Below are 12,903 nucleotides of genomic sequence, written 5' to 3' on the forward strand. Positions count from 1 at the left end.
TTCCTATTTCAGCCGGCCGGTCTGGCCGCGGTCGCGGAGGTAGTGGTCGGCGATGGCGCAGGCGACCATGGCTTCGCCGATCGGCACGGCCCGGATGCCGACGCAGGGGTCGTGCCGGCCCTTGGTGCGGATATCGACATTGTTGCCACCGGCATCAATCGAGCGCCGCTCGGTAAGGATGGAGGAAGTCGGCTTGATCGCAAACCGCGCGATCACCGGCTGACCGGTCGATATGCCGCCTAAAATACCGCCGGCGTGGTTGGAAAGAAACAGCGGCTTGCCGTCATTGCCCATGCGCATCTCGTCGGCGTTTTCTTCGCCGGTGATCTCGGCGGCGCCGAATCCATTGCCTATCTCGACGCCCTTCACGGCATTGATCGACATCAGCAGCGAGGCGATGTCCTGGTCGAGCTTGGCATAGATGGGCGCACCGAGCCCGGCCGGAACATCTTCAGCCACGACTTCGACGACGGCGCCGATTGAGGAGCCATTCTTGCGGATGCCGTCAAGATATTCCTCCCATACGGGGACGATCTCAGCATCCGGCGAGAAGAAGGGATTCTGGTTAACCTGATCCCAATCCCAGTTCTGGCGGTTGATCTTGTGCTTGCCGATCTGTACGAGAGCTCCGTGAACTCTCATGCTCGGCACGACGAGACGGGCAATCCCGCCGGCGGCGACACGTGCCGCGGTCTCGCGAGCGGAGGAGCGGCCGCCACCGCGATAGTCGCGGATGCCGTATTTGACGTCATAGGTATAGTCGGCGTGGCCGGGGCGGTATTGCCGGGCAATCTCGCCGTAATCCTTGGAACGCTGGTCCGTGTTCTCGATCATCATCGCGATCGGCGTTCCGGTCGTCGTCATCGTCTCGCCGTCGGCATCCAGCATCACGCCCGACAGCACCTTCACCAGGTCCGCCTCGCGGCGCTGCGTCACGAAACGCGACTGGCCGGGCTTGCGCTTGTCGAGCCAGGCCTGAATGTCTTCCAGCTTGAAGCGCAGGCCGGGAGGGCAGCCGTCGACGACGCAGCCGAGCGCCGGGCCGTGGCTCTCGCCCCAGGTGGTTACGCGGAAGAGATGACCGAATGTATTGTGCGACATGTGTTCCGACCACGCGCGGCAACCCGCGCCATTCTCCAAAATGCGCGACACTCATAGGCCAAAAAGAGGTTGGGGCAAAAGCCTTTCTTTGCGCGAAATCCACCTGAAGGAGAAATGCTGTTTCCGCAATTTGCAAACGATGCGGGTTTTGGACGTCATCGGCAATGAGAAATGCCGCGGCCCCTTCATCCCCTGACGGGTAGAAGGGGGCATGCCCTAGCCTTCCTCAAATCTCGGCGCTCGCTATGGCAAGTTCCCTCGCCCCGTTTACGGGGAGAAGCGTTAGGGCGAGGGGCAAATCATGCGATGGAGAGCGGCACCAAATCACAAACAGCTGTTTAAAGCCCTCAGGAAGCGATCCGCCATGCCGCACCATCGGCTGCGGCGGCCGTGAAGTCGTCGAAGGAGAGGGGACGGGAGAAGGCGTAGCCCTGCAGCAGGTCGCAGCCAAGATCGCGCAGCATATCGGCGTGCGAGATCGTCTCGATCCCTTCCGCCACCGTTTCGACGCCGAGCGAGCGGGCGATGTCGATGATCGAGCTTACCAGTGCGCGCTCCTGCGGAGAGTTGAGGATCGGCTGGACGAGCTGGCGGTCGATCTTGAGCCGTTTCGGCTTCAGCTTCAACAGGCTGACGATCGATGTATGGCCGGTGCCGAAATCGTCGATTTCGATGTCGATGCCGAGCGCCTTGATGCGGTCGAGGTTATGAGCCGCCACATCCTCGCTTTCGTCGAGGAAGATCGATTCCACCAGTTCGAATGAAAGCTCGCCCGGGCGTATCTGCAGGTCGCTCAGCGATTCGAAGAGGCTACCATCGTGCAGCCGCCGCGCTGAAACATTGACGGAGACCTGCGGCACTGAAACGCCGAGTGCTGCCCAGCGCATCTTGTCCTTCAGTGCGGTTTCGAGAACGATGCGGTCCAGCGCCTGCACCACGTTGATCTCGTCGGCGATGCGCAGGAACTTGTCCGGCGTCAGCAGGCCGCGGGCCGGGTGGTTCCAGCGCACCAGCGCTTCGACACCGGTGAGCCGCATTGTCCGCGCGCAAAATTGCGGCTGGTACCAGGCGGTGAATTCGCCATTCTCGATGCCGGCAAGGATCTCGTCGGCGATGCGCTTGCTGTTGATGATGTCGGCCTGGAGGTTCTGGTTGAAGAATTCGTAGCGGTTCCGGCCCAGGCTCTTTGCGCGGTAGAGGGCGATATCGGCGTTGATCAGCACCTTGCGCGCGTCGACATGGATGCCGTTGGCAAGCGCGATGCCGATCGAAACGCCGCAGCGGCAAGGGAAGCCCTGGAAATTGACGGGCTGGCGCATTTCTTCGATGATCCGGCCCGCCAGCGCGGCCATCTCCTCGTCGCTCGCATCGAGTGCGAGGATGACGAACTCGTCGCCGCCGATGCGCGCGACGACATCGCTGCCACGGACATTCTTCGAAAGAACCTTCGACGCATGCACCAGCATCGCGTCCCCGGCTGCATGGCCGAGCGTGTCGTTGATCTGCTTGAAGCGGTCGAGGTCGATGTGGAGGATTGCGAATTTCTGCCGCTGCGATCGGCTGCCGGCCGTCAGGTTTTCGAGCGCGATGTCGAGCTTGCGGCGGTTGGCCAGCGCCGTCAGCGGATCATGCAGCGAATTGTGCTCGATACGATTCTTGGCAAGTTCCAGCTCGATATTCTTGGCAACCGCTTCGTCCTTCGCTGCCTTCAGCTCGGCGGTCAGCAGCGCATCTTCCGTGACGTCGAGCGCGACGCCAATGAGCTTCAGCTGACCTGTCGCCGTCTGGTGCACCTTGCCGGTCGAGCGGACGTAGCGAATGCTGCCGTCCTCGGCCGGCACGCGGCAAATGAGCGTGTGCTTGTCGCCGAGCTGCTTGAAATGCCGTGCGCTTTCCAGCGCAAAACCACGATCTTCCGGGTGAATGCAGGAAAGCCAAACATCCTGGGGCATGAATCCCTGCCGTGGTTCAAGCCCGTAGAGCTCGTGCATGCGTTCGTCCCAGACCGAGCCGGCAGTGCCGAGCGTCGTTTCCCAGATGCCGCACTGATAAGAATCGAGCGCCAGATCGAGTCGGGTTGAAAGTTCGGCAAGCTGCGTCTCGCGGCGGGAGAGCTCGTCCAGCGCCAGTTCCAGCTCGGCATTCTTGATATCGCTGTTTTCTTTTGCCTTGCGCAGCATATCGGCTGCCTCCGCGTCTGCAGTCACGTCCGCGACGATGCCGATCGTCCTGCCGGTTCCGCCCGCATCCGTGTAGAAGGAGCCCACCGAGCGCAGATACCGGATGCGGCCGTCTGAAAGCCTGATACGGTACTGCGCCGTGCAGGACGTGCCTGCCAGGCTGCAGTTGAAAAAGTGCGTCTCGGCGATTGGCCGGTCTGCCGCCACGATTGCCTCGAGCCAGCTTTCAAGCGGATGGCTGCCTTCGCCGGCAGGCTGGCCATGAAGGCCCGAGGCGCGCGTGTCCCAGTAAAGACTGTGGCCGTGATCCTGCAGTTCCCAGATGCCGATATTGGAAGAATCCAGCGCCAAGTTCAGCCGCTGCGAGAGTTCAAGCAGCTTCGTTTCGCGGGCCTCGAGTTCGTTGACATTGCGGGTGCGCTCGCCAAGAAGCAGGGTCGCGAGGAAGATCGGCACGATGATGACGCAGCCGGCCGCGATGATGATCAAGCGAAGCTGAAGCTGGTTCGGCGGCGCTTCGTTCCATCCGGTCGTCGGCACGGCCGAAAGCTCCCAGCGCCCGCCCGCGAAGGTGATCTTGCGGCGGAGCGGCTGCTGGTCGAGCACATCGGCGCTGCCGAAGAAGGGAAGGGCGCGTTGCTCGGCCGCAGTCCCCAGGTCGCGCACCGCGATCGAAAGATGGTCGAGATGCGGGTAGCGTTCCTGGTTTTCGCTATTGCGCGCGGGTTTGAGGCCAGTGTTCTCGTAAAACATATCCTGGTCGATCGTGACTTCGACCGCACCCCAGATCTTGCGCTGCCCGTTCTCCTTGATGAAGATCGGGAAGAAGATCGCGAAGGCATCCCTTCCGCTGCCGATCTTGACCGGGCCGTAGAAACGCGCCTGCTGGTCTCCCGTATTGCGCCCGACGGACTGGCGCAGCATCAGCTTTTCACGTACATCCTTGCCGATGCGGCCCTTGCCGGACTGCGGCGGGAAGACGTTGCCGACGACGAAATCGGGTGCGACGGCGATGCTGACGAAATGGGGATTTTGGATGAGCAGCCAATTGATCTGGCGCTCCATTTCTTCATCGCTGGCTCTCGCGCTTACGGAAATCATGTTGGACAGATCGCGGACGACGGTGATGTCCATATTGATTTGTGCCGCCATGCGGGCGCGAATGAGGTTCGTCTCGTTTTCTGTGCGGATCTGCAACTCTCGCAGATAGGCCGCAGTATTCGCACGGTCGAGCGTGAAGCCGACCGCAACGACCACAAATGCGACGAGGGTCGAAACCAGCAGTGAAACCCAGGTATTCTTGAGTACCCGCCGCAATTGAATATTGGCGCCCAGCCGGAAAAGCAAAAATATGTCTCCCTGTTCGGCGGAACTCTAGGAGGAACCGGTTAATTTACAATTTCCTGATGGTTCATCTTTGCGGCTTGCAATTAAGAGCACTCTACTGGTTAACGGCTGCTCTTGAGTGTTGTTAAAATGCTGTTCATCAATGAGGCGCGGAAAGCCATTCTTCCGGGCAATTTTCGCCATATTCAGGAGCTTATCTGTGTCTCACCGGATTTTTGCGTCGAGTTTCAAGAGGGTTGCCGCGATGCGTTTTTTTGTTGCCACGCTGCTGGCCACAGCAAGTTTCCTGTCGCCCATCAGCAGCTTTGCGGAGAGCGCCGACGTCGAAGCGACCATCAAGAAAGTCGACATGAGCAGCCTCAGCCTGACACTCGATGACGGCAAGACATATCAGGCGCCCGAGGAGTTCAACTTCGACGGGCTGAAGGCCGGTGTGAAAGTAGTGATCTTCTACACGGAAGTGGACGGCAAGCGGGTGATCAACGACCTCGATATCGTGCAGTAATTAGAGACTATATCCAGCCGATCAGTCTTTTCGCGGTGTCGATCTTCAAGATTCGGTCCTGCGGAATTTCCCCCTCGGCAGCCTCGTGCTTCGGCAGATCGGCGATCATCTTGAAGAGGCTGCGGATGACGCCGCCATGCGTGACGCAAACGGTCGGGCGCTCGACGGAATTCAACCATGAGCGGATGCGCCACGACATGATCTCGTAGCTTTCGGCATAGTCGCCCGGCGGGATGAAATCCCATTTGTTGATATTGCGCTCGATGATGCGATCGCGCTGGGTCGCCTTCAGTTCCCGGATGGTGAAGCCTTCCCAGTCGCCGAAGGAAACTTCGACCAGCCGGTCGTCGCTGCGGTAGTCCTTGGGCGGCAGACCCATTGCCGTGCGCATGATCTCCATCGTCTCGCGCGTGCGCTGGAGCGGGCTTGCGACGAAATCGAAGGAAATGGCTTCTACCCTGAGAATCTCGGCCATGTCGATGCCGTTCAGCCGCGCCTGTTCGCGGCCGATGACATTCAGCGGAATATCCTTCTGGCCTTGCAGACGGCGTTCGGCGTTCCAGTCGGTCTGACCATGTCGGACCACATAGATGAGCAAGGCAGATTCCGCTTGATTAGACTTCGATCAGTCCTTGATAACTGAAATATCCGGCGCGTCTACCGCCTTCATGCCGATCACATGATAACCGCTGTCGGCGTGGTGCACTTCGCCGGTGACCGAACGCGAGAGGTCAGACAGCATGTAAAGGCCGACATCGCCGACGTCTTCGATGGTGACGGTGCGGCGGAGCGGAGCGTTATACTCGTTCCACTTCAGGATATAGCGGAAATCGCCGATGCCGGACGCTGCCAGCGTCTTGATCGGGCCGGCCGAAATCGCATTGACGCGGATGTTCTTCGGTCCGAGATCGACGGCGAGGTACTTGACGCTCGCTTCGAGCGCAGCCTTTGCAACGCCCATGACATTGTAGTTCGGCATGACCTTCTCGGCGCCGTAATAGGTGAGCGTCAGCAGCGAGCCGCCCTCCGTCATGAGCTTCTCGGCGCGGCGTGCGACGGACGTGAACGAGTAGACGGAAATCTGCATCGTCTTGGAAAAATTGTCCGGCGAAGTATCGACGTAGCGGCCAGTCAGCTCGTCCTTGTCCGAGAAGCCGATCGCGTGAACGACGAAATCGATCTTGCCCCACATCTTTTCGATGTTCTCGAAAACCGCATCGATGCTCGCTTCATCACTGACGTCACAGTGGCCGGCGAGTACGCCCCCAAGTTCGGCAGCCAGAGGCTCGACGCGTTTTTTCAGGGCATCGCCTTGATACGTAAAGGCAATTTCGGCGCCCTGTGTATGAATGGCTTTGGCAATGCCCCACGCAATCGAACGATTGTTGGCGACGCCCATGATGACGCCACGCTTGCCTGACATGAGGCCTGTTGCTTGAGCCATATTTTGCCCCCTAATGAACCAATTGGAAGTTGCCTATGGCATAGGCCGTTAATCGGTTCAAGATTGCGGGCAATCATCAACTGTAAGGGATCGTAACAAAGGGTGCGCTTGTCACGAAAATTTCACAGAAACAGCCCTTCGCGCATGCTTCTCATGAGATCCGTGACCTTATCATCCGGCTTTTCCCACAACATAATGCGTAGCTCGACGATCAGGTCGCCCTTTCCGCCTGTGTCGTCGGGCAGGCCCTGGCCGGAGACTAGGATGGTCTTGTCGGACCCTGACCAGGCGGGAACGGTGACGTCGACCGGCCCGTTCGGTCCGTCGATGCGCGCTTCGGTTCCAAGGACTGCATTCTCGATCGTCACCGGCAGCACGGTACGCAGGTCGAAGCCGTCGACGGTGAAACGCGCATCGGATGCGACGTGGATGCTGACGACCGCGTCGCCTCGCTGCATGTTCGGCAGCTTGTAGCCTTGGCTCTTCAGCCGGACCTGATGGCCTTCCCGTGTCCCGGCCGACAATGCGAAGCTTGCCTCGCGGCCCTCGCCGAGCTGCACCGTGGTCCAGCTGCCCTTTAATATGTCCTCGATCGTGACCGTTACCTGCGCGAATTGATCCGGGGCCTTTTCCGGTGCGGGCGCGCTGCCGGTAAAGCGGCGCACAAGCGATGTCAGTATGCTCAAGGGCTGAAGAATGCCGCCAGCGGCCGCAACCGTCTCGGTGCTTTCTTCCTCGGGCTTTACAGCTTCCGCTTCGAGTTTTCCTGCCTCCGCCTCTGTCCGCTTGCCGGCATTTGCCTGTGGATGAGCCGTCGCGCCGGCGCTTGCAGCCTTGGCCTGCGCGCCAAAAATGCGCTCGACCATGTCTTCGGCGGATTCCGGGCTGACGTGCTGCTGTTTTGCCGCCTCGGCGGCCGCCTTCGCCGCCTTCTGCGCGTTGGCGCGGGCGAGTTCTTCCATCACGCGTTCGGCATTCGCCTGCGCGGCCTTCGCCCGGACTGCCGCCTCGCGAGCCGCCTGGCGCTGCTGCATGATCGTCTCGCCGTTCATTCGCGCCTCTGCCATCCGTGCGGCCGTATCGAAAAGGCTGCGCTTCTTGGGGTCTTTCAATGTCTCATAGGCACGACCGACCTCGGCGAAACGAGCCGTTGCCGTCGGATCGCCCTGGTTGTGATCTGGATGAACGGCCTTGGCCATGTTGCGCCAGGCCGCCTTGATCTCGTCTGTCCCTGCGTCCTGAGGAACGCCCAAAATCTTGTAAGGATCGCGCATTTGATAACCGCCGGTGTTGCGATGCGGCGTGCCTGTCCTTGCCCAGCACCCCGAAGCCCAATGACAACTCTCCGCGCGCCTTCCGGTCCATTTCAGAGGAACCGGAACACGCGTCTATGAGCCGATCGTGCGTCAGAGTTACTAATCAGTCCTTATTTTTCGGGAGGGGAATGCGGCTTTCGCCGCAAATGGTTAGCTTTCTGCTAAGTATTGCGGCTGCGGTCCGGCTGCGATTAATCATGTCTTGAAGCGGGTCAGCCTTCCGGCTGGAAGCTCAGCAGTTGCCAGTTGCCGCCGCCGACGAGGCAGGTCTTGCCGTAGAATTTGGCAATGCCCGCATAGGAGTGCCGCGTCGTGCGGAACTGGCGGCAGACCTGGCCCTGATCGTTGTTTTCGACGATCGTGTCGATGACGCCGGCGCTGCCGGTGGAGGAATTCGCCCAGGGCAGCGGCTGGCCGGCCATCCTCTGGATGTCGGCAGAGGTGACCGCGTTGCGAACCGTCATTTCGTCGGAAAGCGTATCGGTGCTCGGCGGCGTCTGCGGCACGGTTCCGGTGGCAACCGAACGGTCCACCTTCGAATCGCTCAGGAAGTCAAAACCGCCCGTCATGCAGCCAGAAAGCGGCAGCATCGCCGCGCCGATGACGAACAACGTGGCGCAACGGCACAGCAGGCCCTTTGTATGGCGATTTGACTTTGCTATGACTTCCACCCTGCGTCCTGTCCAGTCGTGAAAAGCTGGGCATTAAACCAATAAACCCGGGGCATTTGAGCTAATATGTCGGCAAATGAGTTAATAAGCGGTGACTTCACCGAGCGCGACGAGCCGTTCAAGCTTTTCGCGGAATGGCTAAAAGATGCCGAGGGTTCCGAGATAAACGATCCGAATGCGGTAGCGCTTGCGACGGTCGATGAAGATGGCCTTCCCAATGTCCGCATGGTTCTCCTGAAGGGATTCGATAGCGACGGATTCGTCTTCTACACCAATTTCGAGAGTCAGAAAGGCCGCGAAATCTTGGGGCAGAAAAAAGCCGCCATGTGTTTTCACTGGAAAACGCTGCGACGGCAAGTGCGCGTGCGCGGTCCTGTGGAAATCGTGACCGAGGAGGAAGCCGACGCTTATTTCCAGACGCGCGCCCGCGGCAGCCGCATCGGCGCCTGGGCATCCAAGCAGTCCCGTCCGCTGGAAAGCCGTTTTGCGCTGGAAAGAGCCGTGGCCGAATATACGGCGCGTTATGCCATCGGCGAAATCCCGCGGCCGCCCTACTGGTCGGGTTTCCGCATCAAGCCGGTTTCGATCGAATTCTGGAAGGACCAAAACTTCCGCCTGCACGACCGCATCGAATTCCGCCGCAAGGCCCCGGAAGGCGATTGGCAAAAGATCAGGATGTATCCTTAAGCGGTTAACGGCCCATCAGCTTCAGCGGGATGCCGGAGGCGAGTGCCGAGACATAGCGCGGCTTCTGGTAAAAGCCATTGAGAGAGAGCCGCGGCAGATAGGTGGTGCTGCCAGGCAGGTCCGGCCGCACGACGCCCGGCCGGGTCGTCACCGCGACCTTGAACCTGAGTTCGGCTGCGATTGCCGCATCGCGACGGGTTGCTGCTTCGGGTGTGCCATATGGGAATGCGAAGGTTTCCGGCCGTTTGCCGGTAATCGCCTCTACATGGTCGGCGGAAAGCGCCATTTCCTCCCGTGCTTCGGCGTCCGGAAGCCGCGCGAGCGCGCGGTGGCTGACCGTATGGGCGCCGATGGAGGCGAGGGGGCTTGCGTCGAGAAGATTGAGTTCCGCCGCGCTCATCACGAGATCGTCGACGAGTTCGGCCGGATCGATCTCATGGTGACGAGCGAGCGCATCGATCTTCGCAACCGCCGAGGCCTCGTCGGTGCCGTGGACATGGGCTGCGAACCGCGAGAATGCCGCATGCTGATCGGCCAATGTGAAAAGCGTGATGGCCTCTTCGCCTCCGCCGAAATCGAAGTGGACCTTTTCGGCCTTCCGCAGGACGGCGGCAAGCGTCTCCCACCAGATCGTGTGCGTGCGCTCCGTCAGGCCCTTTGCCACGAACACGGTAAAGGGTGCCTCGTGCTTCTCGAAGATCGGATAGGCGTGAACGAGGTTGTTGCGGTAGCCGTCGTCCAGGCTAAAGGCTGCAAAGGGCTGGTCGGCCGGTCCGGAAAGCAATGCCGGAATCTCGTCCAGCGCGACGAAACGGTACCCGTCACGCGCAAGCCGCGTCAGTGCCGCATCGAGAAATGCCGGCGTGATTTCGAGGTGTGCATTCGGCTCGAAAGCATGCGGCTCGTGCGGCCTGACATGATGCAGGGTGAAGATCGCGCCGCGCCCGCGCGCGCTGCGCATGAGCCGGAGAGCAGCGATGAGATGCGCAGCTTCGAGCCCGCCGGTAATGGCGATCCGTTTCGCGCGACTTTTCCACAGCCTGTGCATTCCGCCTCCCTGAAGACGGGCGAACTTATCAATTATGGAGTTAAGCGTTGTTGAACGTTGCATTTTCAGGTGAAATCTTTACGTTCCGTTCACCAAGAGCAAAGAAAACTTAAAAAATCAGTGTCCGTTGCGTCAAAGTCGCGCCAGATTAGCGGCTTCTGTCGCGGAACGGGACATGTTTTGGCTTCGCCGCAGTCGGCACTTGTATTGAGGGGACTTCATGAAAAGGTTGTTGGCCGCATTTCTAGCTGTGATGCTTGCCGTTTCGGCACCGATCGCGGCCATGGCCGGCAGCGCCTCCCTCATCCTCGATGCCCGGACAGGCAAGGTTCTCGCGTCGGAGAACGGTGATGTGCTGAACCACCCGGCGTCGCTCACCAAGATGATGACGCTCTACCTCACCTTCGAGGCGCTGAACCGCGGCAAGATCACTTGGGACACGCCGATCGTCATGTCGAAATACGCATCCAGCCGCCCGCCGACAAAGCTCGGCGTGAAGGCGGGCGGAATGATCACCGTGCGCGAAGCCGTCTATGGGATGATCGTTAAATCCGCGAATGATGCCGCGGCCGCGGTGGGCGAAACGCTCGCGGGCTCCGAAAGCAACTTCGCCCGCGTAATGACGCAGAAGGCCCGTCAGCTCGGCATGAACCATACCGTCTTTTATAACGCTTCCGGCCTGCCGGATAAGCGGCAGGTGACGACGGCCCGCGACATGTCCACCCTTGGCGTCGCGCTGCTCAAACACTATCCGAGGGAATACCGGCTCTTTTCGATGACGGCGTTCACCTTCCGCGGCAAAACCATCCGCGGACATAACAACCTGATGGTTCGCTACCAGGGTATGGACGGCATCAAAACGGGTTACACGAACGCCTCCGGTTTCAATCTCGTGAGCGCCGTGCGCGATGGCAACCGCCGCGTCGTCGGCGTCGTTCTCGGCGGCCGCACGGCCCGCAGCCGCGATGCCCAGATGGCCGCACTACTCGACAAGTATCTCGGCCGCGCTTCCAGCGGCGGCAGGCTGCTTGCAAGCGTCGGCGCCAAGCAGCCGGTCGAAGTTGCCTCCGCCGCCGCCGATACGGATGCGCCGCTTGCAGCCGCCGCGCCACGAAGCGAAGGCGAAACCGGCAACGCTCCTTTCGCGCTCGGTTACTCTGACACGGCAGCCGTTCCCTTGGAGCGTCCGGCAGCACTTGAGGAAATGGCCAATGCTGGCAAGCCGCAGCCGTCGACCCGCGGCTGGCAGATCCAGATTTCCGCCGCTCCAAGCGCCGATGCCGCCCATGCGCTGCTTGCGCAGGCAAAATCCGCAGGCGGCATGGCGCTGAAATCCGCAACGCCCTATACGGAAGCCTTCGGCACCGGCGCCAACGCCATCTACCGCGCCCGCTTCGTCGGGTTCGAAAGCGAGCAGGCCGCCACCGCCGCCTGCGAAGCCCTCAAGAAGCGCTCCTACGACTGCGTGCTGCTCGCCAACCAAGGCTAAGCTTCCCAAACACCCTTCGCTGGACAATCCGGACGAATCGGCATTCTCCTGTTTTGGATACAAAAGGAGAACGCCGATGCTTGCCGATCTCGCGGAAAAGTTTGAATCCTCTTCCCGCCGTTATGCTGAAGTGAATGGCATCGAAAGAGATCCGGACTGGTATCTCCTGAAGCTGCAGGAAGAAATGGGCGAACTCACGCAGGCCTGGAACCGCGTGAGCGGCAGAGGGCGCCCGAAAGGCAAGGCGCCGGACGAACTGAAGCAGGACCTCGCCGACGAAACGGCCGATATGCTCGGCCACATCCTGCTTTTCGCCCGCCAAAACGGCATCGACCTCGCACGAGCGATCGAGCGCAAGTGGCTGTTTAGGCCGTAAGCTAGGGAAGTCGCCTTGCCACGCCGCAAGCTCTCGGCGATCCACCACCCGCACTGTTCTTCGGTGTAAGACGGCGCTCCCTTTCGTTCATCAGCTCAAAATAGCTGCGTTAGCGTCTGGCGAGGCCTCGAAGCGCGTTTCATGCGCCGAACATCCAAGGTGAGGTGATATTCAGCAGGACCTTCTGCCGCCAAACATTACTCCTTCACTGAGACGTTGGTCCGGTGGACGATCAGCTAGACCGCCCTCCGGTAGAACTTGTTGTCCACGGCCATCAAGGGGAAGGAGCGGGGAAGGTCGCCGCGCTTGATCTCAGTGAAGCCGTTCTTCTCGTAAAAGCGATGCGCGGCCAGGAACCTGTCGGTCGTGCCGAGGAAGATCTCGAGAATGCCGTGTGCTTTGGCATGGGTAAAGAGCGTGTCGAGCAGCCTTGCGGCAACGCCGTGCCGGGAGCCGCGCACGGGCGCGGCGACGAACATCTTGCGGAGCGCTGCCCGGTTGTTGCCGATATCCTTGAGGCCGATCGTGCCGACGATGACGCCGTCAAGCTCCGCGACCCAGAACTGGCCTTTGCCGGACTGGTAGAAATCCGGGATGACCTGCAGATCTGGTTGGTCGTCGGCTGTGATCGCGAAGCCGAATTCGTCGCGCTGGATCGGCAGGATGACCGAAAAGACGCCATCGATGTCAGGGGCGGCGAAGGGTCTGATCTCGATCTCGCTCATCGCCACCTCCGGAT

At 60.5% G+C, this 12,903-nt stretch carries 12 protein-coding genes; 4 read left to right on the plus strand and 8 right to left on the minus strand.

From position 1 onward, the window contains the following. Positions 1-3 precede the first annotated feature (3 nt). Together aroC and ACW4PC_RS19475 are read right to left on the minus strand one after the other, a co-directional pair. Complete coding sequence (aroC, locus tag ACW4PC_RS19470) at positions 4-1,101, minus strand: chorismate synthase (RefSeq protein WP_455874857.1); 1,098 nt, start codon at positions 1,099-1,101, stop codon at positions 4-6. A gap of 347 nt (positions 1,102-1,448) precedes the next feature. After that, a complete protein-coding gene (locus tag ACW4PC_RS19475) occupies positions 1,449-4,628 on the minus strand; it encodes a bifunctional diguanylate cyclase/phosphodiesterase (protein WP_455874858.1) in 3,180 nt (1,059 codons plus the stop codon). A 244-nt stretch (positions 4,629-4,872) separates the two neighbouring features. On the opposite strand from ACW4PC_RS19475, the gene ACW4PC_RS19480 reads away from it, so the two are divergent. Next, positions 4,873-5,133, plus strand: a complete 261-nt coding sequence (locus ACW4PC_RS19480; protein WP_022716492.1) for a DUF1344 domain-containing protein — start codon at positions 4,873-4,875, stop codon at positions 5,131-5,133. 7 nt (positions 5,134-5,140) lie between these two features. Here the strand turns inward: ACW4PC_RS19480 and ACW4PC_RS19485 are convergent, their stop codons facing one another. The 4 genes from ACW4PC_RS19485 to ACW4PC_RS19500 form a co-directional block, all read right to left on the minus strand. Further along, complete coding sequence (locus ACW4PC_RS19485) at positions 5,141-5,731, minus strand: histidine phosphatase family protein (protein WP_022716491.1); 591 nt, start codon at positions 5,729-5,731, stop codon at positions 5,141-5,143. Positions 5,732-5,758: 27 nt separating this feature from the next. Beyond that, entirely contained in the window at positions 5,759-6,577 is an 819-nt protein-coding gene (gene fabI / locus ACW4PC_RS19490; protein WP_039844179.1) for an enoyl-ACP reductase FabI, read from the minus strand. 122 nt (positions 6,578-6,699) lie between these two features. Beyond that, positions 6,700-7,851, minus strand: coding sequence for a DnaJ C-terminal domain-containing protein (locus ACW4PC_RS19495; protein ID WP_455874859.1), 1,152 nt, complete (start codon positions 7,849-7,851; stop codon positions 6,700-6,702). A 254-nt stretch (positions 7,852-8,105) separates the two neighbouring features. Continuing rightward, positions 8,106-8,564, minus strand: coding sequence for an RT0821/Lpp0805 family surface protein (locus tag ACW4PC_RS19500; protein ID WP_039844181.1), 459 nt, complete (start codon positions 8,562-8,564; stop codon positions 8,106-8,108). 66 nt (positions 8,565-8,630) lie between these two features. On the opposite strand from ACW4PC_RS19500, the gene pdxH reads away from it, so the two are divergent. Next, positions 8,631-9,251: a pyridoxamine 5'-phosphate oxidase gene (gene pdxH / locus ACW4PC_RS19505; protein WP_039844182.1), complete on the plus strand. Its 621-nt coding sequence runs from the start codon at positions 8,631-8,633 to the stop codon at positions 9,249-9,251. 4 nt (positions 9,252-9,255) lie between these two features. Here pdxH and ACW4PC_RS19510 read toward each other — a convergent pair whose 3' ends face one another. Continuing rightward, the gene (locus tag ACW4PC_RS19510; protein ID WP_455874860.1) at positions 9,256-10,299 is read right to left on the minus strand and encodes a polysaccharide deacetylase family protein; all 1,044 of its coding nucleotides are present in this window, start codon (positions 10,297-10,299) and stop codon (positions 9,256-9,258) included. A gap of 220 nt (positions 10,300-10,519) precedes the next feature. Here ACW4PC_RS19510 and ACW4PC_RS19515 point away from each other — a divergent pair, with 220 nt between their 5' ends. Then, complete coding sequence (locus tag ACW4PC_RS19515; protein ID WP_455874861.1) at positions 10,520-11,788, plus strand: serine hydrolase; 1,269 nt, start codon at positions 10,520-10,522, stop codon at positions 11,786-11,788. 76 nt (positions 11,789-11,864) lie between these two features. Then, positions 11,865-12,164: a pyrophosphohydrolase domain-containing protein gene (locus ACW4PC_RS19520; RefSeq protein ID WP_239595187.1), complete on the plus strand. Its 300-nt coding sequence runs from the start codon at positions 11,865-11,867 to the stop codon at positions 12,162-12,164. A 236-nt stretch (positions 12,165-12,400) separates the two neighbouring features. On the opposite strand, the gene ACW4PC_RS19525 is transcribed toward ACW4PC_RS19520, so the two are convergent. Further along, complete coding sequence (locus ACW4PC_RS19525; protein ID WP_455874862.1) at positions 12,401-12,889, minus strand: GNAT family N-acetyltransferase; 489 nt, start codon at positions 12,887-12,889, stop codon at positions 12,401-12,403. Positions 12,890-12,903: the final 14 nt, after the last annotated feature.

It is taken from the genome of Rhizobium yanglingense (assembly GCF_977109285.1).

Excerpts from the sequence above, each read along its gene's own strand:
- aroC (WP_455874857.1), bottom strand. The coding sequence starts at position 1,101 with ATGTCGCACAATACATTCGGTCATCTCTTCCGCGTAACCACCTGGGGC.
- ACW4PC_RS19480 (WP_022716492.1), top strand. The coding sequence starts at position 4,873 with ATGCGTTTTTTTGTTGCCACGCTGCTGGCCACAGCAAGTTTCCTGTCG.
- fabI (WP_039844179.1), bottom strand. The coding sequence starts at position 6,577 with ATGGCTCAAGCAACAGGCCTCATGTCAGGCAAGCGTGGCGTCATCATG.
- ACW4PC_RS19495 (WP_455874859.1), bottom strand. The coding sequence starts at position 7,851 with ATGCGCGATCCTTACAAGATTTTGGGCGTTCCTCAGGACGCAGGGACA.
- pdxH (WP_039844182.1), top strand. The coding sequence starts at position 8,631 with ATGTCGGCAAATGAGTTAATAAGCGGTGACTTCACCGAGCGCGACGAG.
- ACW4PC_RS19510 (WP_455874860.1), bottom strand. The coding sequence starts at position 10,299 with ATGCACAGGCTGTGGAAAAGTCGCGCGAAACGGATCGCCATTACCGGC.
- ACW4PC_RS19515 (WP_455874861.1), top strand. The coding sequence starts at position 10,520 with ATGAAAAGGTTGTTGGCCGCATTTCTAGCTGTGATGCTTGCCGTTTCG.
- ACW4PC_RS19520 (WP_239595187.1), top strand. The coding sequence starts at position 11,865 with ATGCTTGCCGATCTCGCGGAAAAGTTTGAATCCTCTTCCCGCCGTTAT.
- ACW4PC_RS19525 (WP_455874862.1), bottom strand. The coding sequence starts at position 12,889 with ATGAGCGAGATCGAGATCAGACCCTTCGCCGCCCCTGACATCGATGGC.